Raw genomic sequence first — 24,760 nt, 5'->3', positions numbered from 1 at the left:
CGTCACTGAGAAAACAAGTCACATGACTGGACTGACAGCACATCGACAGCTTCCATACAGGCGGGCGACAGGAGCCTCACGTGTAACGCGCGCAACGGGACGCGAGGGTGAGGTGAGGCGCCGGGACCCAGAAGACCGGCCGCCGGGCGCGACGCGTCTGGTCACCCCCCATGGCACCGGAGGGCGCGGAGGCGGGAAGAACGACCACGCCGCTCTCGCCGCACGGGACTGCCTGCCGCCGAGCACTGGGTGGACGCCGGCTGTCCCAGCTCCTCGCTCTCGGTTCTGGCGCCTGTCTCTCGGCTGGGACGACGGTGGTTGTGGCAGCCGGACCTATTTACCCGGGACGCGTTCGGGACGCAAGTGGGACACAAGGAGCGGAAAAGACTGACAAGGGTGCAAGACGAGAAGGAGCGCGGCATCCAACAGCCTCTGACCTGGGGGAAACGCCCAAGATGAGGGTTGATCGACAAGGCCCGGGGAAAAGCGGCCGGCCTTGTCGCGCCCGGCGCGGCGGCGGCCGTGCCCCTCGCCCTGCCTCCGATGCTGACCGCGAGCCAGCTCTCCGTGCACATCTTGCTCGCTCTGTCGGCTCCATGGCCGTCACCATCGGCAACTACGGCCTGGACACCCTGCGCCACCTCTTCCTGCTGGTCGGCTCCTTCTGGCTCACCGCCCTGTTCTTCGTCCTGGTCCTCCTCGGCACGGTCAGGCGCATCAACGGCCTGCGTCTGCTTCCCTTCCTCCGCTACATCAAGGAAGAGCTGCTGATCGTCCTGGGCACCTCGTCCAGCGAGCCGGTGCTGCCGCGCATGATGGCCAAGCTCCAGCACGCGGGCGCCTCGAAGCCGGTCGTCGGGATCACGCTGCCCGCCGGATACTCCTTCAACCTCGACGGCACCGCCGTCTACCTGACCATGGGCTCGGTCTTCCGCGCCCAGGCCCTCGGCATCGACCTCAGCCTCACCCAGCAGCTGTCCATGCTCGCTGTCATGCTGCTCACGTCCAAGGGCGCGGCCGGCGTCACCGGCTCCGGCTTCATCGCCCTGGCCGCCACCCTCAGCGCCATACCGTACGTACCCGTCGCCGCCCTGGCCCTCATCTTCGGCATCGACCGCTTCATGTCCGAGGCCCGTGCTCTGACAAGCGCCGTGGGCAACGGCGTCGCCACCCTGGCGGTGGCCAAGTGGGAGGGGCAACTCGACGAGGACCGTGCCAAGGCCGTCCTCCGTGGCGACCTCCCTTACACCTCCGCTCCCGAGACCGACCACACCCCCGAGCCGCAGGCAGAACCGACGCCCGACTCCAAACCCGAGGCGGTCGAGGAGGCCGACCCGAAGACGGCGACCGGGGCGGACCGTGAGCCGGTGCCCGCCGCCGGCTGACACACCCCTCACCGCCGGTCCGGAGCGTGGGCTCCGGATCGGCCCCTTCTCGTGATCAGAAGCACCCCGCTCATGGCAGCACCCTGGGACGTCATCGTGGTCGGCGGCGGAAACGCCGGGCCTCTGCGCCGCACAGTCCGCCCGGCAGGAGGAGCCCAGGTCCTCGTACTGGAAAAGGCCCCACGTCAGTGGGCCGGTGGCAATTCCTCCTTCATCGCCGGCGCCATGCGCACCAGTCACGGCGGGCTCGCCGACCTGAAGGACCTTCTCGAACCGGCCGCACAGGACCGCTTTCCCCTCACCGGCCTTGCGCCGTACGCCGAAGCGACTTCCTCGACGAAGTGCGGGTTGACGGCGCCGCGCTGCTCGCCGAACGGGCCGCGTTGACTCCCGAGCGCTTCGAACGCTCAGGACGCCCCGGGTCCGGACGCCCCAGCCCGGTCCACGGGTACGGTGACGACCGCGATGTCCGTCGCTGCCCCGTGCCGGTCACAGGGAGGGGCACAGGTCCTCAGGAAGTGCCGTCCGCGGGTACGGGTTCGGTGAACTGGTCGAACAGCATGACGGCAACCCTTGTGACGAGGGACCAGTTCTCGTCGCCATGCGGGTCCGCCAGGTCCCCGTAGCCGGCGATCCACCGCATGTGGAAGCCGTCCAGCAGGGACGCGATGCTGGTGGCGAGGTGATCGACCTGGTAGGGCGCACGCATGCGTAGTCCGTATGTGTCGAGCAGGGCCTGGTACGCCTCGCAGGCCACCTTCGTGAACGATTCGCCGTAGTGCCCGAGGGCCTCACGCACACGGGGGTTCGCGGCGCTGGCGTAGAAACCGAGCATCACCCGGTAGATCGGATCCACCCGGTGGTTCTTGTGGTTGTCGGTCAGTACGTCGTTGAGGGCTTCCTGCCAGGTGATGCCCTTCTCGACGGCTTCCTGGAAGCGCCGGATGCTGTCGGGTAGACCGGGTACCAGTTCCGCCTGCCGGGAGGTGAGGTGGAACAACAGTTCGGCCTGGAAGTCGGCCTGAGCCGGCCAGATCTGGTAGATCGATCCTGTGGTGACCGCCGGTGCCGCCTTGTCGCCCAGCCGGTCCCGGATGATGCGGGTGGCCTCTTCCGTCACCTGCTTGACCCGCACGTGGGCCAGTGCGGCGGAGACCGCGGCCTCACTGGTGTCGGCGGTCCCCGCACAGACGAGTTTGGTCGCCGCTTCCAGCATGAGGGCCCGGGTCTCCTCGAGTGAGCGCCGAGGCAGTCTGCGCCTTCCGGCCTGCGTCGTCACACCCTCCCCCTTCTCTGCGTGATCGTTAAATCGAAGTGAACCGAGGCGTTGACAGGGGGTAAGCGTACACCTAGATTCCCGGTTCGTAAGAAAGTTACGAAAGCCCGGGAGCTTGCCTGAGCAGGCCTTTCCGGGTGCCTCTGAGCCGCCCTTCGCGCTGGTCACCCCGTGCGCTCCAGGTCTCCGGCCGACCGCTCGACTCACCGTTGCGCATGCCTTCGGCATGTCTCCCCTTCGCTCCGTCCACGGAGGTCTCGTATGCCTACCCATCCGCGTGTCCGAAGACTGGGCCTCATCGCCTCCCTCCTGGCGCCCGTCATGGGCCTCACCGCCTGCAGTGGCTCGCAGAGCCCGGGCTCGACCTCGACCGGTGCCGGCGCAGCCGACTCGTCAGCCGCCGCGGACACCCGCCCGGCGGCCGCCCGGGTGACCGACTATCCGAGTTACGTGGGGAGCAAGGCGGGCAAGGCCGACTCCGGCCTGTCTCCGATCACTCTCGGCTGGGTGAACGTCGAGGGCGGCCCCGGTGGCAGCCCTGAGGCGACCCTGGGCGCCAAGGCAGCCGTTCGGTACGTCAACGAGAAGCTGGGCGGAATCGGTGGCCACCCGCTACGGCTGAACGTCTGCACGGTGGTCTCCGCCGAGGAGGAGGGACAGAAGTGCGGCCAGCAACTGCTCGGCGACAAGGCCGTCTCCGCCATCGCCCTCGGCAATCTGTACCTGGGTGACGCCTCCTTCAACTCCGTGGTGGCGGGCAAGAAGCCGGTCCTGGTCGGCGTGGCGACGGGACCCACCCTGCCCACGGCGAAGAACACCTACAGCACCTTCGGCGACCTGCCGCACATCTTCGGCACCTGGGGCACGTACTCGCGTGACGTCCTCAAGGCGAAGACGGCGGCGGTCATCCACACGAACACCCCCGGCGACAAGATCGCGTCGAGCGCGGCGGTCAAGGGACTCAAGGCCGCAGGTCTCACCGTCAAGTCGGTCGGCTTCGACGCGCAGGCCACGGACCTGATCGGCCCGGTCACCGCGGCAGGCGCCAACTCCGCCGATGTCATCGTGCCCATCACGATCGGCTCCGGGTGTGTCGGAGTCGCCAAGGCACTCAAGCAACTCGGCATCGACAAGCCCGTGGTGTCCACGCCCCTGTGCATGTCACCGGACGTGGCCAAGGGCCTGGGCGGTGATCTGCCCACATGGACGTACGGCGTCGCCCAGACGCTGCCGACCGACACCTCGGCCGCCGACTCCAAGGCGTTCCTGGAGGCATCCGGCAAGGTGGGGCTGGACAAGGCCACCGCGTCCCAGGTCTTCGCACCACTGGGCTGGAGCACGATCCTGACGTACGCCAAGGCGCTCAACGCCGTGGGAGCCGACAAGATCACCCCGGCGGCCGTCTCCGCGCAGCTGAAGAAGTTCACCGGGCCGGTCGTCATGGGTGCCGCCGAGGTCAAGTGCGCCAAGTACCCGGACGCCCCCGCGGTCTGCAACGACCAGGCGCGGTTCTACCAGTACAAGGGCAAGGGTGCCTTCCAGCCGCTGACCGACTGGCTCCGCCCGCCCCGGTGACCACCGTCCCACCGTCCGCCCGGGTCGCCTCCGGCCCGCGACAGACCTTCCCGTGCCGTGTTCCTGAAACCCGACGGCTCCCCTACAGCCTCAGGAACACGGCGCTCCAGGAGTAAGTAATGGAACAGATCCTGCTCTTCGCCGTGCTCGGCCTGGGCCAGGGGGCACTGATCGCCGGCATCGCACTCGGCGTCGTGGCGACCTACCGGGGTTCAGGCATCATCAACCTGTCGACCGGCGCCGTCGCGATGGTCGCCGGTTACACCTTCTGGGCCCTGAGCACCGGCTTCTTCGGCTTCTCACTGCCGATTGCCGCAGCCTTGGCGGGGGCGCTCACGGCGGCGCTCGCGGTCGGTGTGCTCACCGAAGTAGCCGTGTTCAAGCCCCTGCGGGCGGTCTCACCACTGGCCAAGCTCGCGGCGTCACTCGGCATTCTGCTCACCCTGCAGGCCACCGTGCTGCTGGTGTTCGGAACCCAGCCCCAGCAGGCCCCCAGCATCCTGCCCTCGGACGCCGTCACCGTCCTGGGCGTCACCACGCCCGTCGACCGTTTCGTTCTGACAGGACTGGTGATCGCCATCGCGCTCGCCCTCGGGGCCCTGTACCGATGGACCCGGTTCGGGCTCGCCACCCGCGCCGCCTCGGAGAACGAACAGGCGGCCCTGCTGGCCGGTCTGTCACCCAACAGCGTCTCCCTCGCCAACACCCTGCTGTCCGCGCTGATCGCGGGACTGCTCGGTGTCCTGGCCGCACCCATCGTCCAGGTCGACTCCGTCACGCTCCCGCTGCAGGTGGTCCCGGCCCTGGCAGCGGCCCTCTTCGCCGGATTCACCTCACTGTGGATCGCCTGCAGCGCCGGCATCCTCATCGGCGTGATGCAGTCGGTCGTCTACTACCTGTCCACCCAGAGCTGGTTTCCGACCGACAACGGCAACGCCATGCCCGGACTCCAGCAGCTGATGATCTTCATCTTGATGATCATCGCGCTCTACGTGAAGGGAGCGGGCCTGCCGCGCCGTGGCGAACTCGTCGAGCAGCGGCTGCCCGCCGTACCGCTGCCGGACCGACTGCTACGACCGGCCGTCCTGGCCACGGCCGCCGCCGCCCTCGCCTTGATCGTGCTGCCGTTCGACTTCCGCCAGGCGCTGACGAACTCGCTGATCGGCGCGATCATCGTCCTCTCGTACGTCGTCATCACCGGCTACGTGGGACAGATCTCCGTGATGCAGCTCGCGCTCTCCGGCACTGCCGGTTTCGTCCTGTCCCACTTGGCGACCGGACTGCACATCCCCTTCCCCTTCAGCGCCCTCGGCGCGACTCTCCTGGCCACCCTGCTCGGTGTGGCGGCCGGCATCTCCGCCCTGCGGGTCCGCGGCGTGAGCCTGGCCGTCGTCACGCTGGCCGCCGCGCTCGCGATGGAACAGGCCCTGTTCACCAACACCTCCTTCGGCGGCACCGCCGGAGTGACCGTGCCCCCTCCCCGCCTGTTCGGGGTGGACCTCGGTCCGGGGGCGGCCTTCCGCGGCCTGGACGGCAACGAACCCAGCCCCCTCTTCGGCTTCCTCGTCCTGTCCGTCGCCGTCGCCCTGGGGCTGTACGTGGCCAACCTCAGACGCACCGGGCTGGGGCGGCGCATGCTCGCTGTCCGCTCCAACGAGCGCGCCGCCGCGGCGGCAGGCGTCAACGTACGGGGAGTGAAAATCGCGGCGTTCGCCATCAGCTCTTTCATCGCCAGCGCCGCGGGCACCCTGTACGCCTACAACTTCGGCTCCGTCAGTGCGGCCCGGTTCACCGCACTGGCCGCACTCGGCCTCATCGGCTTCGCCTACATCGGCGGCATCACGATGGTCTCCGGAGCCGTCATCGCCGGCCTGATGTCCACCGAGGCACTCGTCCCGCACGCCCTGGACAAGTGGTTCGGCGTCAAGGGGACCTGGGCGCTGCTCTTCGGCGGCGTCTCCCTGATCGTGACGCTGATCGCGAACCCGGACGGCATCGCGGGCGCCAACCACCGCCGTAAGAAATCCAAGAGAGCCGCCCGCGCGGCGAAAGCCGCCCAGGTCCGTGCCGAAAGCGCCACGTCGGACACCGCCGGGGCCACAACGGCGCCCGCCCGCGAGGAGGTCGCACGATGAGCATGTTCAAGGTCCGTTCGCTGGGCGTCAGTTACGGCGGCGTCCACGCACTCAGCGACGTCACCCTGGATGTCGCCGAAGGCCAACTGGTGGGACTGATCGGCCCCAACGGCGCGGGCAAGACCACCTTCGTGGACGCGGTCAGCGGACTGGTCGGCGCCCGGGGCCGGGTGGAACTGGACGGCGAGGACCTGACCGGCATGCCACCGCATGCCCGGGCCCGCCGAGGCCTTGCCCGCACTTTCCAGAGCAGCGAACTCTTCGAGGACCTCACGGTGACGGAGAACCTGCGCGTGACGGCGGAACAACCGACCTGGGTCAGGGCGTTCGGCGAGACCTTCGGCCGCCGCACACCGCCGCCCTCCGCCGTCGCCGACGCCCTCACCACTCTGGGCCTGCAGGATCTCGCCGACGCATCCCCGGCCGAGCTGTCCCAGGGACAGCGCAAACTCGTCGGCGTGGCCCGGGCCCTGGCCGCCCGACCCCGCATCATCTGCCTCGACGAGCCCGCCGCCGGCCTGGACACCGCGGAGAGCGCCGAACTCGGCCGCCGCCTGCGTGCCGTCGCCGACGCCGGTACCGCGCTGCTCCTCATCGACCACGACATGGGCCTGGTGATGGGCATCTGCGACCACCTGGTCGTCCTGGAATTCGGCAAGGTGATCGCGGCGGGACCCCCGAGCCGGGTCCGCGACGACCCCGCCGTCATCACCGCCTATCTCGGCGCGTCCGTCGTCCAGCCCGCCGACGCACCCGTACCGGACGGCGGCACTCCCTCTCCCGCCACCGGCCGACCCGGGGTTCCCAGCGCACCGGAGACATCTTGACTTCCTCCCCCGCCTAGAGGCGGGCGAGTCCAGCGGTCGCCCGCTGGGTTTCCTGCTTCACCGACGACCGCCCCGTCCGGGAGGACCCCCGTTGAGGTCTTACACCGTCTCCACAGGCAGACGCCGCCAGCCCGGCGGCCAGGATGTTGCGTGCCGCGTTCACGTCGCGGTCATGCACGGCGCCGCAGTCGCACGTCCACACGCGGACGTTCAGCGGCAGCTTCTCGCGAACCGTGCCGCAGGTTCCGCACAGCTTCGAGCTGGGGAACCAGCGGTCGATCACGACGAGTTCACGCCCGTACCAGGCGCACTTGTACTCCAGCATGGAGCGCAGTTCTGTCCACGACGCGTCGGAGACGGCGCGTGCGAGCCTGCCGTTCTTCAGCAGGTTACGGACGGTGAGGTCCTCGATCACGGCCGTTTGGTTCTCACGGACGAGACGAGTCGACAGCTTGTGCAGGAAGTCGCGGCGTCGGTCGGCGATCCGCACGTGGACACCGGCGACGCGACGGCGGGCTTTCTCCCGGTTCGCCGAGCCCTTCGCCTTCCGCGACAGCTCGCGCTGCGCGCGGGCCAGACGGTCGCGGTCACGCCGTTCGTGCTTCGGGTTGGCGATCTCCTCCCCGGTGGACAGGGTCACCAGGGAGGTGATCCCGGCGTCCAGGCCGACCGCCGTCGTGGTAGCGGGAGCCAGGGCGACGGTGTCCTCGCACAGCAGGGAGACGAACCAGCGGCCCGCGCTGTCGCGGGACACGGTCACAGTGGTGGGCCCGGTGTCCTCAGGCAGCGGACGCGACCAGCGGATGTCCAAGGGCTCGGCCACCAGCGCTTGCTGGAGCGGGACGGAGGACACCTCCGTCATGAAGGCCAGTTCCTCGGTCTTCTTCCACTGCGTGAGCGCGGCGGACGACTGTACGTAGGAGATCCGGCGCTGCTCGCCGTACCAGGCCCGTGTGCGGTCCTCCAGCGCCTTGTTGTAGACGAGGCGGACGCAGCCGAACGTGCGGGACAGCTCAGCTGCCTGCTCGTCCGTGGGGCGGAAGCGGTACTTGAACGCCCGCTTGACCTGCCGTGTCACGCCTCACACGCTGTCAGCTCCAGTGTGAGTGGCGGGTGTCGGCCCGTGGCGGGTGGACGCCGGTCCGCCCTGGCGGCGAACCGGCTCTTCCTGCCCTGCTCCGCAGGAGCTTCGTTTCTCCCCCGCAAGCGGGAGGTACCCCCACCCCGGCCTGAAGGCCGGGGTATCGACGAAGGAAAGCCCTCATGAACACACCCGTCTTGGAAGTGGCCGGACTCACCGCCGGCTACGACGGAGCCCCCGTCGTCCGCGACCTCGGCATCACCGTCGGCGCAGGCGAGGTCGTCGCCCTGCTGGGCGCCAACGGAGCGGGCAAGACCACCACGCTCAAGGCCGTCTCCGGGCTGCTGCGTCCCTCCGCCGGCACCATCACCTTCAGCGGAACACCCCTCGACCAGGTGCCGGCGGCGGCCCGCGCACGACGGGGCATCGCACACGTCCCGGAAGGCAGGGGCATCTTCTCCGGACTGACCGTGGCGGAACACCTGCGGCTGGGACACCGGGGAGAACGGCTCGACGAGAAGGCGGCGTACGCCTACTTCCCGGTCCTGACCCGCCTGCGGGACCGCAAGGCCGGACTCCTGTCCGGCGGAGAACAGCAGATGCTCGCTCTGGGACGGGCCCTGGCCCGTCGTCCCAAGCTCCTGCTGCTCGACGAACTCAGTCTCGGCCTCGCCCCGGTCATCGTCGAGGAACTGCTGCCCGTCGTCCGGCGCTTCGCCGACGACTCCGGCTGCGGGGTGCTGCTCGTCGAGCAGCACGTCGGCCTCGCCCTGGAAGTCGCCGACCGAGGCTGTGTCCTCTCCCACGGCGAACTCACCGTGCAGGCCACGGCCCGGGAACTGAGAGCGGACCGGTCCCGGATCGTGGCCGGATACCTGGGCGAGAGTTCCTGACCGCTCAACCGGCACGGACCACGCCTCTCCACTCACCCTTTCCTAGGAGAATCATGTTCACTTTCGACAGCGGCAAGGACGGCGTACGCATTCACGTGCACATGTGGCAGCCCGTTGGGCCACCGCGCGGTGTGGTGCAGATCGCGCACGGCATGGGCGAACACGCCGGCCGATACGCCCCGCTCGCCCAGGCGCTGACGGCCCGCGGCTTCGCCGTGTACGCCAACGACCACCGGGGACACGGGCTCAGCAGGCATGCCGCACCCGGCCATCTCGGCGAGGACGGTTGGAACAGACTCGTCGGCGATCTGGTGACACTCTCCGAGACCATCCGGGAGCGGCACCCCGGTCTGCCCCTGACGCTGCTCGGCCACAGCCTCGGCTCCTTCGCCGCGCAGCAGTACGTACTGCACCACTCCCACCTGATCGACGCCCTGGTTCTGGCCGGCACCACCGCGGTCGACGTGATGATGGCCAACCAGGCGGCCGACACCGGGGACCCGCTCGTCGCCCTCAACAAGGGCTTCGAGCCCGCTCGGACGCTGTTCGACTGGCTCAGCCGTGACCCCGAGGCCGTCGACGCCTACCTCGCGGACCCGCTCTGCGGCTCCAGCCTCGACGCCGAGGGAATGCGGCAGGTCGGCGTCGCTTCGGCAGCACTCGCCCAGCCCCGGGGCATCCCGGCACACCTGCCTGTCTGTGTCCTGGTCGGCGACCGGGACCCGCTGAATGCCGGGCTCGCGCTGAGTGACCTGCTCGTCGACCGCTACCGGCAGGCCGGCCTCAAGGACATCACCTACCGCATCTACCCCGAAGCACGGCACGAGCTGTTCAACGAGACCAACCGCGCCGAAGTCGAGGGCGACCTGCTGGCCTGGCTGCAGCGGGTACTCGCCTCCGAGCTGGAGCAAACCAGTCAGGAGCCCCGTGCCCTTGTCCCTCCAGGACGCGTTCGGGACGCGTTCGGGACGCAAGGACAGGAACAGACTGGCAAGAGCTGAGAAGCTCCGACCCCAAAGGACTCATAATCCGTAGGCCGTGGGTTCGAGTCCCACCCGCCCCACCAGGCAGGTCTCTGCCCTGTGGAAACGTATCAGCGGGGGTGCATCGGCCTGTCCGAGGCCGTCCTCAGCGACCGCCTCCTGAAGCTTATCGCGGCCGGCATCCTGAAGACCGTCCCCTACCAGGAGCCGGGCAGCCGCTCCCGCAACGGGTACCGCCCGACCCGCAAGGGCTGGGACCTGTGGCCCGTCCTGATGGCGCTGAGCCAGTGGGGCGAGGCGTACGCCCTCGACTCCGAGGGCCCCGTACTGGACGTTCGCCACACCGACTGCGACGCCTCGGTCCGCGTCGTCGTCGAGTGCTCCGAAGGGCACTCCACCCTCACCCCTGGGCAGGTCACCGCCCGGCTGGGACCCGGTGCCCGGCTTCGGTCGTAAGCCGTCAGCATGAGACCGCAGCCGGGGCTCGACGTCTGGCGCCATTCGGCCCGGTGTCCGCCTTTCCGGGCGGGCATGCCCCATGGAGCCCGGTGGGCGGGGTGACCCACCGTCGGCCACTTGGAGAGCCGACCGTTCAGGGGGTGTGGTCGGCGCGGCGCAGGACAGGGCGCAGGATCTCGATGACGCCGGGGTCGTCCACCGTGGAGGGGATGGGCTCGTCGTGGCCGTCGGCGATGCCGCGCATCGTCTTGCGGAGGATCTTTCCCGAGCGGGTCTTGGGCAGGGCGGCCACGACCGCGACGTCCTTGAGGGAGGCGACCGCGCCGATGCGTTCGCGTACGAGCTGGACGAGCTCGGCCTCGACCTCGCCCGGTTCGCGGTCGGTCCCCGCTTTCAGGACGACGAAGCCGCGCGGCACTTGCCCCTTCAGAGAGTCGGCCACGCCGATGACAGCGCATTCGGCGACGTCGGGGTGGGCGGCCAGGGCCTCTTCCATGCTGCCCGTGGACAGTCGGTGGCCGGCGACGTTGATGACATCGTCGGTGCGGCCCATGACGAAGACGTAGCCGTCGTCGTCGATGTGGCCGCTGTCGCCGGTGAGGTAGTAGCCGTCGTAGGCGGAGAGGTAGGAGGCGACGTAGCGGTCGTCGTCGTCCCAGAGAGTGGGGAGTGCGCCGGGCGGCAGTGGCAGCTTCACGACGATCGCGCCGTCGACGCCCGCGGGCACCGGAGCGCCCGAAGGGTCAAGGACGCGGACGTCCCAGCCGGGCAGCGGGCGGGTGGGGGACCCGGGTTTGAGGGGAGCGGCCTCTAGGCCCATCGGGTTGGCGACGATGGGCCAGCCGGTCTCGGTCTGCCACCAGTGGTCGATCACCGGGATGCCCAGAAGATCACTCGCCCAGTGATAGGTCTCGGGGTCGAGGCGCTCGCCGGCGAGGAAGAGGTGGCGCAGGCCGGTCAGGTCGTAGCCCGAGGTGAGCGTTCCGAGCGGGTCCTCCTTGCGGATGGCCCGGAAGGCGGTGGGCGCGGTGAACATGGTCTTGACCCGGTGCTCGGCGGCGACGCGCCAGAACTGTCCCGCGTCCGGGGTGCCCACCGGCTTGCCCTCGTACAGGACCGTCGTGGCGCCGGCCAGCAGGGGCGCGTAGACGATGTATGAGTGCCCGACGACCCAGCCGACGTCCGAGCCGGTGAACATCGTCTCGCCCGGGCCCACGTCGTAGACGGCGCCCATCGACCAGTGGAGGGCGACCGCGTAGCCGCCGCAGTCACGCACGACTCCCTTGGGTTTTCCGGTCGTTCCGGACGTGTAGAGGATGTAGAGGGGGTCCGTGGCAGGGACGGGAACGCAGTCGGCCGGCGGTGCGCCGGCGACCAGGTCGGCCCAGTCGAGATCGTCGGGCCCCAACTCGGCAGGCTCCTGGGGGCGTTGCAGGATCACGCTCTTCTGCGGCTTGTGGGCCGCGAGTTCGATGGCCTGGTCGAGTAAGGGCTTGTACGCGATGACACGCTTGCCCTCGATGCCGCAGGAGGCGGAGACGACCACCTTGGGGGCCGCGTCATCGATACGGAGGGCGAGTTCGCGCGGGGCGAACCCGCCGAAGACGACCGAGTGGATCGCGCCGATACGCGCGCAGGCCAGCATCGCGATCGCGGCCTCCGGGACCATCGGCATGTAGATGACCACACGGTCGCCGTGCCCCACGCCGAGCTGCGCGAGTGCCCCGGCGAAGGCCGCAACCTCGTCCCTCAGCTGCGCGTAGGTGTAGGTACGCCGGGTGTCGGTCACCGGTGAGTCGTAGATCAGCGCGGGCTGTTGGGCGCGGCCGGCGTCGACGTGCCGGTCCAGCGCGTTGAAGCAGACGTTGAGCCGCCCGTCGGGAAACCAGCGGTAGAAGGGTGCGCCCGAGGAGTCCAGGGCGCGTCGTGGAGTGACATCCCAGTCGATGGCCTCCGCCGCCTTCAGCCAGAAGCCCTCCGGGTCTTCGGTGCTGGCGCGGAAGACATCCTCGTACGTTCCCATCGTGTACTCCTTCGTGGCATCGAGGGACAGACGTGTGGCGGCGTGCAGGACGGTGTCGGACACAAGTACCGCATGCCGGCCGACCTGGTCGAGCAGGATGCCGGAGACCGGTGGCCCGGTCACCGGCCTGGCGGTGGTGCAGCGGGGCCTGCTCGGCAGGCCCCGTCATCGCATTCAGCTCCCGCTCAGGTACCGAGGTGCCGGCGCAGCCACTGGCCCATCTGCTGGATGGTCTGGTCGACCTCGGGTACGCGTCCCGCGCCCAGGATGAACGAGTGCTGTCCCTCGGGCAGCGGGTGGACCGTCAGGTCGGCGTTCACGAGGCTGATCTCGGGAGCGGCGAGGTCCACTTTGGGCTCCTGCAGCCAGGATGCCCGGAAGAGCTCCAGGGTGTTCCTGCTGAGCATCTTGTCGTTGTCCTCGTTCTCGTCCACCGACGCGTTCTGGAGGGTGAGGTCGGTCCACGGCGGGACGCTGACGATCGCGCCCGGGGTCGCCTCGCCCTTCGCGAGCAGACGCAGCGGCAGCATCACGGTGAGGGGGCGCCGATCGAGTGTCCGTGCTGCCGATGTTCCGCGGCTCTCGGGAGCACGTTGACGGCTCTGACCTGCGGCGGAGCAGGTGGTCAAGAGAGTTGCGGGCCTCAACAGGGGCGGTTGCCTTGTGGCGCGCAGCCAAGATCCAGGGGCCAGACAGGGGGGCAGGACGGCGCAGATGCGTCGCGTGTGCGGGACCCCAGAGCCGGGGGCCGGTGGGAGACCGGCTGAGCACACGCGGCGGGAACACCGTCAGTGCGCCGACGTACCAGCTGCGCTTGGCGGTTGCTGCCGTAGGACCTGCCTACGAGGTGACCCGTCGAGAGTCTCCGAGGCGGGCCGGCTGCCGATGGCGGCCGCCGGTGTTGCGCAGGGCGAGCTCCGCGACCGCCCGCGCGTCGAGTGTCCGGCCGGCGTCCACCGCTTCGTCGTGGGCGTCGTCGCCCAGCACGGCCCGTGCCGACTCCTCGGCCGCGGCCCGCAGGCTCTGGTCGGGGTGGTAGTACGCGTAGACGTCGGCGCCGACCGTCTCGCGGAGACCGGTCGTGGCCCCGAGAAGAGTGGCGACGCGGATGTGGTCGCCTTCCTGCGACTCGATGACCGCCAGCGTCTCGACGAAATAGGCGAGGTTGGCCAGGTCGCGGGTCTCCTGGGAGAGGATGATGCCCTCCTCGACGTGCCGGCGGGCGAGGGGATGGTCGCCGAGGGCGAGGGCGGCTTGGGAGAGGTTGTAGAGGGCGACGTACGTCGACAGCCGGTCGCCTCGGGTGCGGGCGAGGCGGAGGCCGCGTTCGATCTCGGGTACGGCGGTCGCGGGTGCGCCGCGGAGCAGGTGCACCGTGCCGAGCCAGACGTGGGTGAGGGAGGCGGTCCAGGGCGAGCCGTGGTCCTGGAGGGCGTAGTCGAGGGCGGCGTGGAAACGGTCCTCGGCGGCATCGAGGTCGCCGTCGGCGAGAGCGGAGAGGCCGGTGCCGGCGCGGGCCTTGCTGCGGACCTCGGGGTCGTCCTGACCGGCGGCGATGCGGTCGGCCTGGGCCCAGTACGAGGCGGCGGTGGCGGCACCACCCGGGTGGTCGGCAACCTGCTGAGCCTGCGTGAACCACCCACAGCGGTCTTCGCCGAGCAGGACGAACTGGCCGCCTCCGTCATCTCCACCCTGCGCACCGTGCAGATCGAGGTGCCCCAGCGCATCTCCGTCCTCGGCTTCGACGACCAGCTGATGGCCGAGTGGCTCGACCTGTCCACCGTCGCCCAGTCCCCCTCCGACATGGGCCGAGCCGCCGCCGAACTGGCCCTGGAACTCATCAACGACCCCGACGCCGACCGCGCCCGGCACATCGTCCTGCCCACCCACCTCATCCCACGAGGAACCACAGCCCCGCCACCCGCTCACCACAGCGAGCAGGAAAGCTCCGGCGGGCTTTCGGACGGCGCGGGCCGAAGGCCCTGACGCCAGGCCGGGCGGCCGATGCGTCAGTTCGGCTCCGGACCCGGCCCGCAGCAGATTCAACGTCGCCGCCGGGCGGGCGGTCACCAGCAGGTCGTACGCGAGGGGGAGTGGCTGGTGCGGTCCGGGTGCGGCCGTGAACGGGACGGCCGCTCGCAGCAGTTCGAGCTCCGCGGCCGGTATGACCCGCAGCGTGCCGTCCTCATGGGTGTCCACCACACGTGGTGCCGTGAGAACTCCGGACCAGCCCGCGCGGTCCACCTCCTCGCGCGGGCGTGACTCCCCGTTGGGTTCGAAACCCACCTCCGAGGAGGCCTCGCAGCGCAGCGCCCGGCGTGATCGCCCGACAGCCCGGTGTTCCTGGCCGCCGAGTCGCCGAGCGGGCTCCTTCCTCGCGCTCCTTACCGTCACCGCTTCCGACCGAAACCCGACCTGTCCCAACGGGCAGTACCCCAACAGGCAGTGCCTCAATAGCCAATAGAGCCAACGCAGTTGAAGCGCATAACGTGCTCGCCTCACGGACGGCAGCCTCGACGCGATGCCGTCCCTCCATCAACGAGGGGACGCACACCCATGCGCATCAGCGCGCCCAGAAAAGCCGTCATAGGTGCCGCTCTCGGCACGCTCCTCCTCACCGGTGTCAGCGCCGCGACCGCGCAGGCCGCACCGGCGAAGTACAGCCTCACCGTCGCCCAGGCCCCGGCCGTCAAGACCGTCTACGCCAACACGGCCGCCGCCGCGAGCTGCAAGATCAACACCATCACCGTCACCCGCACCAGCATGTGTCTGCACGTCGACGCCCGCGTCGACGTGCGCAGGAACGGCAAGCCGGTCGGCTCCGCCACCTTCGACATCAAGCACTCCATGACGCTGAAGACCAACAAGCTGAAGTGGGCAGAGAGCTTCACCGTCGGCAAGGCCAAGCTCGTCAACGCCGGCGGCATACGCATGAACGTTTCTGTCGGCGGCGGCAAGGGCGTCAAGACCGCCGTCAAGTTCCCGCAGGGCTCCACCCTCGGACCGGCCCGCAAGGGAACCGTCGGCTACGCAGCCAGGGTCGCGAAGAAGAAGCAGCTCGCCGGCCCCGCCTCCTACCGGTTCACCTTCACCAAGCCCGGCTACACGATGGGCGGCTTCACCTACAAGTCCGCCAAGTACCGCTGTGACGACACGTTCTGGGGCCCCAAGAAGCGCACCAAGAACCCCGGCTGCGTCTTCCCGGGCGCTTCTCCCGTCTTCACCCTCTCCCGCAGCGACGCGAAGGTGAAGCAGTCCGCCAACCACATCCTCGACGCCCAGCACAAGATCGCCGGTCACCCGGGCGCTTCCACTCCGCTGCACCGCATCACCAGCGAGAAGACCATCAACGCCAACCGCAAGGCCATGTGCGGGAAGGTGCACAACCCCGACCCCAAGAAGTACGACTGCGACGAGTACCCGTTCGCCGCCAGCAAGGAGGGCGGCAACCCGGCCCGCGGCAGCACCCGCATCATCTCCGCCAGTGACAACCGCAGCGCCGGCGCCCGCCTCGGCGGGTTCTACAAGTCCCAGCGCGTCCTCAACGGCGACGGCTACTACGTCCGTATCAAGTAAGGCACACAACGAGCCTGCCGCAGTTCCCGTCTACCCTTCCGAGACGTAACCGGCGGGCACAGCAAGCATGATGGGGGTTCTCCATGCAGCGTTCCAACTGGCCGCTCCTTGACGGCCGCACCCGGCCGCTCAAGTTGAAGGAGTGGGGCGACCTGGCCGTCATGGACCCCGACGCCGGCAAGCCGCCGCGCGGACGCGGGTTCCTGGCGGCCGAGAGGGACTGGCTGCACATCGATGCCGGAAGCGCTCTGGAGAACCCCATCGTCACCCTCTACGCCGGAGAGGACCCGGGTGCGGAGAGCGGCTGGGACGAGGTCGAAGAGATCACCGTGGTCTCCACGACCGGCTTCCTCGCCCTGTGCGACAGCGGATACGAGCCTCTGCGCAAGGAGAATCTCGCCACTGCGGGAGCCGGCCCCTATCTGATGCGCGTCCATGCCAGTGACCGGTCGTCGGACGGCAAGAGGCCCCGCTTCCTCATCCAGGTCATCCCCGGCGAGCGTACGGGGGTCGAGCCCGAGCCGCCCTCCTCCATGATCGAGGAGGCGGCCGGTCCGCTCCTGGTGCGGACGTCGTTCGAGCAGCCGGATGAGTGGGCACGCCTGCTCCAGGCCCTCGAAGGAGGCTCGGAGCACTACGAGTCGATCACCGTCATCGACAACCGCGCCTACGCGGGCTTCACGGCGGATCAGATCCAGGCACGTATCGGGCGCGATGACGAGGACTGGCCCGACAGCACCCTCGTCCTGATCGCCGACGAGCGGGCACTGGCCTCCGCGGAGCTCCCGCTGCTGGCCGTGAACAACTTGCCCGACGATGACGACGACCCGTTCAGGATCACCCTCGCGGCGGCCGGCTCCTTCGTCGTCAACATGGAGCTGGCGAACACGGACTTCGGTGAGTGGGGCCGTGGTGTCGATGCCGACGGCATCTACCGGGAAGAGCACTACTGACAGTGCTGGTGCGCCGCGAGTGGCCGGCCGGGCCTTCCCGCGGCCTGTTCACGCCGGCCGCGCCCGGCGGAGTGTTTCCTCTTTTCACGCCTCCTATTCACCGTTCTCGGCGTCGGTCGAACACTGACCCTCTGACGGCGCTTCAGGGCTCCAGGAGCATGCCCGACTTGGCTGGGGTAGCCCCTTGGCCCGCCCCGCTCTGTTGGGGGCGGGCCAAGGGCGTGCGAGGCGCGAGTCAGAGGGTGAGGACGAAGACCCTGCCCGGGTCGATCTTGCGGTCCCAGATGAGCCGGACCAGGTCGGGCAGGAACCGGCGCACCGGGGTTGGGCCGCCATTCGCTGTGGATGCCGGCGAGGAACACATGTGCCCGCCGGGGCGGATGGCGCCGATCGCCTGGCATGCAGCTGCGCCGACGAACCCTGTTCGATCCGCAGCCCCGATGCCCGGTACGACAGCGGATCCTCATCGCGAAGGCTCTTCTCGGCGACGCCACCCAGGCTGATGACGCGCAGACTCGGTACCAGGCACCTCAGATTTCCCTCAAGCCCCAGAAGCCTCGCGATTCGCTGAACTAGCGTCCCTGCCCGTAAGCACTGGCCCAGTCATTGCTCGTGCGGCTGGCCGGTGATCCCCTGGCCCCGAAGAGGCAAACCGCAGATGAAGCACCGGATGAAGAGCCGTTCCAAGAAGACCGTGATCTTTGCGGCGGCGGGCACCAGTGTGCTGGCCCTGACCGTGCCGATCACGGCGTTGGCGACCAGCACCGAGCCCGGTTCGGAGGCGCCCGGATCACATTGCACCGTCGATATATCCGGCGGTCCCGTGCAATGTTTCCCGACTTATCGGGCGGCCATCGCGGCAGCCACCGACGGCCGGGTCAAGGACGCTCCGCTGGACGTCCGCAAGGCCGTCGCCAACCCGGCCTTCCGGAAGAAGATCGACGTTGCGGGCACCGCCGCCGAGCTGCGGGCCGATGAGGAGTCGGACGAGGAGTCGTCCGTCGTCATCGGTACCGAGTACCTGGACGCGAACCACGCGGGCAAGTCCATGAGTTTCACCGCCGAGAGCAAGTGCACCCCTGACGAGCCGGGCTTCCAGGTCGACCAGGTGCCCGCCGAGTTCAACGACGCCATCAGCTCGTACCAGACCTTCAACGACTGCCAGGCCCGGCACTTCGCCGACCCCGGGCTGAAGGGCGACTCCACCAGCTGGCAGATCGGCGGTCAGCTCTCGGTCGGGGACGGTGTGGACAACCGCACCAGCTCCATCCAGTGGAGCTACGCGGAAGCACCGACTGCCGCCCAGCTCTTTGCGGACTGCGACGAGAAGATCGCGACCTGCAAGTTCGAGCACAAGGGCGACGTCACCTACAGCTACGGCGGGGCACACGAGGTGGCCCGCGCGTACAACTGCACGAGTATCGAGCAGGTGAAGAAGATGACCTGGACGGACGCGACCGGCGGCAAGAACTCGCTCAGCGTCGAGCTGGGAGCCAGTTACAAGATCGGAAATGCCCTGGTCGGCGGGGAGTACAGCCTCAGCTTCAAGACCACTTACGGCCACGAGTGGACCTGGGAGAGCAGGGTCTCCGACGAGACGGACCTCACCGTCCCGGCCGGGGAGGTCGGCTGGGTCAACCGAAACACCAAGATGCAGACTGCGGGGGGTGAGTACACGGTGACGTACAAGGACCGCAAATGGGGCCACTACATCTGGTACGTCCGTGACTTCGTCGCCACCGGTCCCGTCCCGCACGAGATGGGTGTCGTCGACTGGGTCTCCCGCCCCATGACGGCGGCGGAGAAGGCCGATCACTGCAAGGACGGCGCTGCCGTGGTCACCGCCACTCCAAAGAAGGCCAAGGCCGCATCCACCAAGAGTGTCCCCAGCACCGCTCACGTCCTGTCCGGCCCGCGTTGATCCGGCCGGCCTGAACAAGACATCCCCCCAGGCCGCCAACGCACTCGCGCGAGAGGTATTCCGGCGGCGGCTCGGCAGCGTGGCCGGGCTGGTCGGCCCATGGCGCTGCCATCTGCTCTGCGCTGTCGTGGAGACCGCCCAGGAGTGGGATGCCGACGAGCGGTGCTCCGGCCTGCGGGAGGGCCTGCGCACCGGTCCGGACAGGCAGGAGCCACCGGCGATCGTCCGGCGGCACGACCGGAGTCTGCTCCGTGATGGCTTCCGGCAGCTTCCAGCACAGCAGCAGGTGTTGCTGTGGCACACCGAAGTCGAGGCGGAGGACCTCGCCGCGGCCGCCTCGTACGCCGGACTGGATCTGGACACCGCGCGTGTGAAACTCCACCGGGCCCGCGCTCAGTTACGTACCGCCTGCCGACAGAATCATCTCGATCTGGCGCCCGACCAGGACCACTGTCGCTACAACCGGCTCATTGACGTCTCCAGCAGTGACAGCCAGGTCACGGACCGCGACCGGAAAGATCCTCAAGCGGGAGCTCGCCGCGGGCCCGACGCTCTGACCGTCACCGGCCGGTCTCTCCCGCAGGCGCCTCCTCCGGCGACGGACGTGCCGACCGTCCGCGTAGAGCAGAGGACGGAATCCGCACAGGGAGGGGCCGCGAGGTGGCGGTGCGCATGGTGTTCAGGACGGTCGGTACGGCGAGAGGGGCACTCAGAGGGACCAGATGCACGGCGATCGCGGCGGCGGCGATGGCCGCGCTGACCGCCTCCCAGGCGCCGGGGACCTCGGCGCAGGCCGCGGAGCCGGCGCGGACCGCGGCGCGCGCCGAGCACGGGCCGAGTGTGTCCGGCGACGCCCCGTACCGCACCCAGCTTCCGCCACTGCGGGCCGGGAAGTCCGACGAGGACACGGCGGCGGGGCCGGTCGGCGGTGCACTGCCCGCTACCGTGTTCGCCGCGTACCGGCGTGCCGAGTCGGAGCTCGCGGGCACCGCACCGGGATGCCGGCTGAAGTGGCAGCTGCTGGCCGCCATCGGCCAGGTGGAGTCGGGGCAGGCGCGCGGCGGCCGGGTGACCTCGGACGGCACGGCCGTGACACCGATCCTCGGCCCCCGGCTGAACGGCGGCGCCTTCGCGGTCATCCGGGACACCGACGGCGGCCGGTACGACGGGGACACGGCATACGACCGGGCGGTCGGCCCGATGCAGTTCATCCCGTCGACCTGGGCCCACTGGGGCGCGGACGGCAACGGCGACGGACGGGCCGACCCGAACAACGTCTTCGACGCGGCGCTCGCCGCCGGGCGCTATCTGTGCGCCGGCGGGCGTGACCTCTCCGACCCGGCCGACCTGGATCGGGCGATCCTCGGCTACAACCACTCGGAGGCCTATCTGCGCACGGTCAGGGCCTGGTACGCGTACTTCCTGGAAGGGCATCGGGTGGTGCCGGACCGGAGCGGCGGGTCGTCCGTGCGACCGGAGCCCTCGCGACCGAGCAGCACACGCGAACCCTCGCCGGAGCCGTCCGAGCGCCCGGGCGCGAGCCCGTCTCCTACGCCGTCCACACCGCCCGCCTCACCCTCCCCCTCGCCCTCCCCGTCCCGTCCGGCGGGCGGAGTGCAGGAGACGGAGGAGCCGCCGCTCCCCGTACCCGATCCGGGCGTTGAGCTGCCCGGCGACGACGTGCTGCCCGGTGCCGGCCCGCTGATCAGCGGCGGTGCTGACCAGCAACGGTGAGGACACGATGCGCCCCTCCCCCTCCACAACCGCGGATACCGGGCGGTAATGTCGCCACCCGCCGGACGGCACGAGACCGGCGGAGTAGCGCGAAGGGGCCCTCATGGCGACGGACATGCCTGCTGAGACAGAGGCGGCCATGGCTGCTGGGACAGAGTCGGACCACGACCGTTGGCAGCGCATGTGGAGCCACCGCGAGCAGTTGCTCAAGGTGGCCCGGCGCAGGTCGATGAGCCCGGAGGACGCCGAGGACGCCGTGCACGAGGCGATGCTGCGCGCCGCCGAGCGACCGGACCTCGACGACGAGCGCCTCGGCGCCTGGCTGACGACCGTGACCATGCGGCTGTGCGTCGACCGGTACCGGCAGGTCAACCGCGAGGCCGAGGTGGTGCGCACCAGTCCCACGCTGATCGCCCCGGGCCCGGTGCCCGTCGACGAGGCGGTGTGCGACCGGGCCGAGGCGAAGTGGCTGGCCGTGCGCAGCGGGGAGCTGCCCGCCCGGCAGGCGGAGGCGCTGCGGCTGAAGTCCGAGGACCTGGACGTCGGCCAGGTCGCCATGGAGATGGGGCTGAGCTACCGGACCGTCGAGTCGCTGCTCGCCCGGGCCCGGCGGACGCTGCGCGCCTCGCTGGCCGGGACGCTCGGCGTGGTGCTGTTCCTGCTCGGGCGCGGACGGCCGCGGGGAGGCGGGAAAGCGCATGCCGTGGCCGTCGCCTCGACGGCGGCGACCCTGGCGGTGGCGGGGTTCGCGCTGCCGTACGCGCTCGACGGGGGCGGGGACGGTCCGGCTCCGCGGCCCTCCGTGTCCGGGCCCTCGGAGGCGCTCACGACCGACAGGGGTGGCCGGGCGCGCGCGCCGGAGCCGCGCGAATCGTCGCCCGCGTCGGCGGCTCCCGGCGACGGACCGGCGGGATCCGCGGCCGACGACGCATCAGTGCTGCCGCTGTCCGTGCCGGCCTTGCCCGATGCCTCGGTGCCCCCGCTTCCGGGGCTGCCTGCGCCCGGGGTGCCGGGCGTGCCAGAGCTGCCGGACGCACCAGACGTACCGAATATCCCCGAAGCTCCAGATGTGCCAGATGTTCTTGACGTGCCCGATGCGCCGGACATGCCTGATGCGCCGGATGTGCCGGTCGAGTCCGCCGTCCCCCCAGTGCCGTCGGTGTCGTCGGTTCCGGACACGTCTGTCGCACCGGCCGCTCCCCTCTCCCTCCCTGCCGCCACCGAGCTCCCGTAAACGCGCAGGTCAGAGGCCGGGCAAGGCCGCCTGCCCAGTCGTCCGCGAACTCGCCCGCAAACCCGTCAGAAAAATTCGGCCTCGTAGCGACGGACGCCCCGCCCCTCCCCGTAGAGCAGATGTCGGAGCTGCTCCACGGCTGAAGGGTGGACCGGATGGGTGTCGAGATCTGTGTGGAAGGGCTGACCAAGTCCTTCGGTCACCAGGTCATCTGGCAGGACGTCTCGCTGACGCTGCCCGCCGGGGAGGTATCGGTCATGCTCGGCCCCTCGGGCACGGGCAAGTCGGTGTTCCTCAAGACACTCGTCGGGCTGCTGAAGCCGGAACGCGGCTCGGTCAAGATCGCCGGGCGGGACATCACGAAGCTCCGTGAGCACGACCTGTACGAGGTACGGAAGCTGTTCGGTGTGCTGTTCCAGGACGGCGCGCTGTTCGGCTCGATGAACCTGTACGACAACATCGCCTTCCCGCTGCGCGAGCACACCCGGAAGTCCGAGAGCCAGATCCGGCGCATCGTGCTGGAGAAGATGGACATGGTCGGGCTGATCGGCGCCGAGGGGAAACTGCCCGGCGAGATCTCCGGCGGTATGCGCAAGCGGGCCGGGCTGGCACGGGCCCTGGTGCTGGACCCCGAGATCATCCTCTTCGACGAGCCCGACTCGGGCCTCGACCCCGTACGCGTCGCCTACCTCAACCAGCTGATCGTCGACCTCAACGCGCAGATCGACGCCACCTTCCTGATCGTCACGCACGACATCGCCTCGGCCCGCCAGGTGCCGGACAACATCGGGCTGCTGTTCCGGCGCGAGCTGGTGATGTTCGGCCCCCGCGAGAAGCTGCTGACCAGCGACGAGCCCGTCGTACGCCAGTTCCTGGGCGGCCGGATGCAGGGGCCGATCGGCATGGCGGAGGAGAAGGATGCCGCCCAGGTCGAGCAGGAGCTGGCACAGCTCGGCGACGGCGAGCACACCACGACGCCCGGCAGTCAGGAGCTGCCTCCCCGCCTGCTGCCGGGTCCGGGCATCACCAGGCCGCCCCGCTGGGAGGCCATCGCACGACGGGAATCCGAGCTGCACCGGAGGGAGGTGGCCGGAGCGTGAGCCTGTCACCGACCGGAGCGCTGCGGCACTCGGGCAACCTGTTCGCGATGGCGCTGGATGTCGTGCGGACCATACCCCGACGGCCCTTCCAGGCACGGGAGTTCATCCAGCAGGCGTGGTTCGTCGCGAGCGTCACGATCCTGCCCACGGCCCTCGTGTCGATCCCCTTCGGGGCCGTCATCGCCCTCCAGATAGGCAGCCTGACCCGGCAGCTCGGCGCCCAGTCCTTCTCGGGTGCCGCCTCCGTCCTCGCCGTCCTGCGGGAGGCCTCGCCGATCGTCACCGCACTGCTGATCGCGGGCGCGGGCGGCACGGCGATCTGCGCGGACCTCGGGGCGCGCAAGATCCGCGACGAGATCGACGCCATGCAGGTGCTCGGCATCGACCCGATCCACCGGCTGGTCGTACCCCGCGTCCTGGCCTCCATGGTGGTGGCCGTGCTGCTCAACGGCCTGGTGTCGGTGGTCGGCGTCGCGGGCGGTTATTTCTTCAACGTGATCCTCCAGAACGGCACGCCCGGCGCGTATCTGGCGTCCTTCACGACCCTCGCCCAGCTCTCCGACCTGTGGGCGGCAGAGGTGAAGGCGCTGGTGTTCGGGGCGATCGCCGGGATCGTCGCCTCGTACAAGGGGCTCACCGCGAAGGGCGGCCCCAAGGGTGTCGGCGACGCGGTCAACCAATCAGTGGTGATCACCTTCATGTTGCTGTTCGTGACCAACTTCGTGATGACGGCGGTGTACTTCCAAGTCGTCCCGCAGAGGGGCTGAGGGAACCGACGATGCGACCTCTACGACTCCTCGACCGCCCGCTCCGCTCGCTGGAGGAGCTGGGCACCCAGCTCTCCTTCTACGGCCGCTCGCTCGCGTGGACGGGCCGCACCCTGCGCCGCTACAAGAAGGAGATCGTGCGGCTGCTCGCCGAGGTGAGCTTCGGGCGCGGGGCGCTGGCCGTCGTCGGCGGCACGGTCGGCGTCATCGCCTTCCTGTCGTTCTTCACGGGCACCGAGGTGGGCCTCCAGGGCTACGCGGCCCTCAACCAGCTCGGCACCTCCAACTTCGTGGCCTTCCTGTCGGCGTACTTCAACACCCGGGAGATCGCCCCGCTGGTGGCCGGGCTCGCCCTGTCCGCCACGGTCGGCGCCGGGTTCACCGCACAGCTCGGAGCGATGCGGATCAGTGAGGAGACCGACGCCCTGGAGGTGATGGGCGTGCCCTCGCTGCCGTTCCTGGTGACCACCAGGATGGTCGCCGGTTTCGTCGCCGTGATCCCGCTGTACGTGATCGGCCTGCTGTCCTCCTACCTCGCCGCCCGCACCATCACCACCGGCTACTACGGGCAGTCGACCGGCACGTACGACCACTACTTCCACCAGTACCTGCCGCCGGTCGACGTGCTGTGGTCCTTCGGCAAGGTGATCGTCTTCGCCGTCCTGATCATCCTGGTGCACTGCTACTACGGCTACTACGCGAGCGGCGGGCCCGCCGGGGTCGGCGTCGCCGTGGGCCGCGCGGTGCGGACCTCGATCGTCGCCATCAACGTCCTGGACTTCTTTCTGAGCCTCGCGATCTGGGGCGCCAACACGACCGTACGGATCGCGGGGTGAAG

General features: G+C 69.6%; 19 protein-coding genes and 4 pseudogenes. 18 read left to right on the top strand and 5 right to left on the bottom strand.

From position 1 onward, the window contains the following. Nucleotides 1-103: 103 nt before the first annotated feature. From CES90_RS52060 to CES90_RS29070, 3 genes and pseudogenes are all read left to right on the top strand, one after another. Nucleotides 104-276, top strand: a pseudogene (locus tag CES90_RS52060) (IS5/IS1182 family transposase); the annotation flags it as partial. Nucleotides 277-590: 314 nt separating this feature from the next. Further along, nucleotides 591-1,385, top strand: a pseudogene (locus CES90_RS29075) (cation:dicarboxylate symporter family transporter); the annotation flags it as partial. Nucleotides 1,386-1,457: 72 nt separating this feature from the next. Then, nucleotides 1,458-1,772: a hypothetical protein gene (locus CES90_RS29070; RefSeq protein ID WP_189783488.1), complete on the top strand. Its 315-nt coding sequence runs from the start codon at nucleotides 1,458-1,460 to the stop codon at nucleotides 1,770-1,772. 124 nt (nucleotides 1,773-1,896) lie between these two features. Here the strand turns inward: CES90_RS29070 and CES90_RS29065 are convergent, their stop codons facing one another. After that, nucleotides 1,897-2,601, bottom strand: a complete 705-nt coding sequence (locus tag CES90_RS29065) for a hypothetical protein (RefSeq protein WP_189783489.1) — start codon at nucleotides 2,599-2,601, stop codon at nucleotides 1,897-1,899. Between the two features lie 321 nt (nucleotides 2,602-2,922). On the opposite strand from CES90_RS29065, the gene CES90_RS29060 reads away from it, so the two are divergent. From CES90_RS29060 to CES90_RS29050, 3 genes are all read left to right on the top strand, one after another. Beyond that, nucleotides 2,923-4,236, top strand: coding sequence for an ABC transporter substrate-binding protein (locus CES90_RS29060; RefSeq protein ID WP_189783490.1), 1,314 nt, complete (start codon nucleotides 2,923-2,925; stop codon nucleotides 4,234-4,236). Nucleotides 4,237-4,355: 119 nt separating this feature from the next. Beyond that, nucleotides 4,356-6,371: a branched-chain amino acid ABC transporter permease gene (locus CES90_RS29055; protein WP_189783491.1), complete on the top strand. Its 2,016-nt coding sequence runs from the start codon at nucleotides 4,356-4,358 to the stop codon at nucleotides 6,369-6,371. Further along, on the top strand, nucleotides 6,368-7,198 hold the full coding sequence (locus CES90_RS29050; RefSeq protein WP_189783492.1) for an ABC transporter ATP-binding protein: 831 nt from the start codon (nucleotides 6,368-6,370) through the stop codon (nucleotides 7,196-7,198). Before CES90_RS29055 ends, CES90_RS29050 begins: the two co-directional genes overlap by 4 nt. 13 nt (nucleotides 7,199-7,211) lie before the next feature. On the opposite strand, the gene CES90_RS29045 is transcribed toward CES90_RS29050, so the two are convergent. Then, on the bottom strand, nucleotides 7,212-8,276 hold the full coding sequence (locus CES90_RS29045) for an RNA-guided endonuclease InsQ/TnpB family protein (RefSeq protein ID WP_189783493.1): 1,065 nt from the start codon (nucleotides 8,274-8,276) through the stop codon (nucleotides 7,212-7,214). A 185-nt stretch (nucleotides 8,277-8,461) separates the two neighbouring features. On the opposite strand from CES90_RS29045, the gene CES90_RS29040 reads away from it, so the two are divergent. The 3 genes and pseudogenes from CES90_RS29040 to CES90_RS29030 form a co-directional block, all read left to right on the top strand. Next, a complete protein-coding gene (locus tag CES90_RS29040) occupies nucleotides 8,462-9,172 on the top strand; it encodes an ABC transporter ATP-binding protein (RefSeq protein WP_189783494.1) in 711 nt (236 codons plus the stop codon). Nucleotides 9,173-9,225: 53 nt separating this feature from the next. Then, entirely contained in the window at nucleotides 9,226-10,173 is a 948-nt protein-coding gene (locus CES90_RS29035; RefSeq protein WP_229913868.1) for an alpha/beta hydrolase, read from the top strand. 105 nt (nucleotides 10,174-10,278) lie between these two features. Continuing rightward, nucleotides 10,279-10,611 (top strand): annotated as a pseudogene (locus tag CES90_RS29030) (winged helix-turn-helix transcriptional regulator); the annotation flags it as partial. A 136-nt stretch (nucleotides 10,612-10,747) separates the two neighbouring features. Here CES90_RS29030 and CES90_RS29025 read toward each other — a convergent pair. Both CES90_RS29025 and CES90_RS29020 read right to left on the bottom strand, forming a co-directional pair. Continuing rightward, the gene (locus CES90_RS29025) at nucleotides 10,748-12,637 is read right to left on the bottom strand and encodes a propionyl-CoA synthetase (protein WP_189783618.1); all 1,890 of its coding nucleotides are present in this window, start codon (nucleotides 12,635-12,637) and stop codon (nucleotides 10,748-10,750) included. 185 nt (nucleotides 12,638-12,822) lie between these two features. Then, complete coding sequence (locus tag CES90_RS29020) at nucleotides 12,823-13,167, bottom strand: alpha/beta hydrolase family protein (protein WP_229913869.1); 345 nt, start codon at nucleotides 13,165-13,167, stop codon at nucleotides 12,823-12,825. A gap of 184 nt (nucleotides 13,168-13,351) precedes the next feature. On the opposite strand from CES90_RS29020, the gene CES90_RS51670 reads away from it, so the two are divergent. Next, complete coding sequence (locus CES90_RS51670) at nucleotides 13,352-14,623, top strand: substrate-binding domain-containing protein (protein ID WP_332836430.1); 1,272 nt, start codon at nucleotides 13,352-13,354, stop codon at nucleotides 14,621-14,623. Nucleotides 14,624-14,638: 15 nt separating this feature from the next. Here CES90_RS51670 and CES90_RS50020 read toward each other — a convergent pair. After that, nucleotides 14,639-14,902, bottom strand: a pseudogene (locus CES90_RS50020) (glycoside hydrolase family 32 protein); the annotation flags it as partial. Nucleotides 14,903-15,193: 291 nt separating this feature from the next. Between CES90_RS50020 and CES90_RS29010 the strand changes: the two are divergent. The 8 genes from CES90_RS29010 (at nucleotide 15,194) to CES90_RS28975 (ending at nucleotide 24,758) form a co-directional block, all read left to right on the top strand. After that, complete coding sequence (locus CES90_RS29010) at nucleotides 15,194-16,213, top strand: NucA/NucB deoxyribonuclease domain-containing protein (protein WP_189783497.1); 1,020 nt, start codon at nucleotides 15,194-15,196, stop codon at nucleotides 16,211-16,213. A gap of 83 nt (nucleotides 16,214-16,296) precedes the next feature. Further along, on the top strand, nucleotides 16,297-17,166 hold the full coding sequence (locus tag CES90_RS29005; protein ID WP_189783498.1) for a DUF6924 domain-containing protein: 870 nt from the start codon (nucleotides 16,297-16,299) through the stop codon (nucleotides 17,164-17,166). Between the two features lie 670 nt (nucleotides 17,167-17,836). Then, the gene (locus CES90_RS29000; protein WP_189783499.1) at nucleotides 17,837-19,087 is read left to right on the top strand and encodes a hypothetical protein; all 1,251 of its coding nucleotides are present in this window, start codon (nucleotides 17,837-17,839) and stop codon (nucleotides 19,085-19,087) included. A 672-nt stretch (nucleotides 19,088-19,759) separates the two neighbouring features. Further along, nucleotides 19,760-20,821 carry a lytic transglycosylase domain-containing protein gene (locus CES90_RS28995; protein WP_229913870.1) on the top strand — a complete coding sequence of 354 codons (1,062 nt, stop codon included), beginning with the start codon at nucleotides 19,760-19,762 and terminating at the stop codon, nucleotides 20,819-20,821. 139 nt (nucleotides 20,822-20,960) lie between these two features. Continuing rightward, nucleotides 20,961-22,055 (top strand): sigma-70 family RNA polymerase sigma factor, encoded by a 1,095-nt coding sequence (locus tag CES90_RS28990; RefSeq protein WP_229913871.1) that lies wholly within the window; start codon nucleotides 20,961-20,963, stop codon nucleotides 22,053-22,055. Nucleotides 22,056-22,210: 155 nt separating this feature from the next. Further along, nucleotides 22,211-23,155: an ABC transporter ATP-binding protein gene (locus CES90_RS28985; RefSeq protein ID WP_189783501.1), complete on the top strand. Its 945-nt coding sequence runs from the start codon at nucleotides 22,211-22,213 to the stop codon at nucleotides 23,153-23,155. Continuing rightward, nucleotides 23,152-23,922, top strand: coding sequence for an MlaE family ABC transporter permease (locus tag CES90_RS28980; RefSeq protein ID WP_149823077.1), 771 nt, complete (start codon nucleotides 23,152-23,154; stop codon nucleotides 23,920-23,922). Before CES90_RS28985 ends, CES90_RS28980 begins: the two co-directional genes overlap by 4 nt. An 11-nt stretch (nucleotides 23,923-23,933) precedes the next feature. After that, nucleotides 23,934-24,758, top strand: coding sequence for an MlaE family ABC transporter permease (locus CES90_RS28975; protein ID WP_189783502.1), 825 nt, complete (start codon nucleotides 23,934-23,936; stop codon nucleotides 24,756-24,758). The last annotated feature ends 2 nt before the right edge of the window (nucleotides 24,759-24,760 follow it).

This window comes from Streptomyces capitiformicae, assembly GCF_002214185.1.
GTDB lineage: Bacteria > Actinomycetota > Actinomycetes > Streptomycetales > Streptomycetaceae > Streptomyces > Streptomyces capitiformicae.
This window is presented reverse-complemented; position numbering and strand designations above follow the sequence as displayed.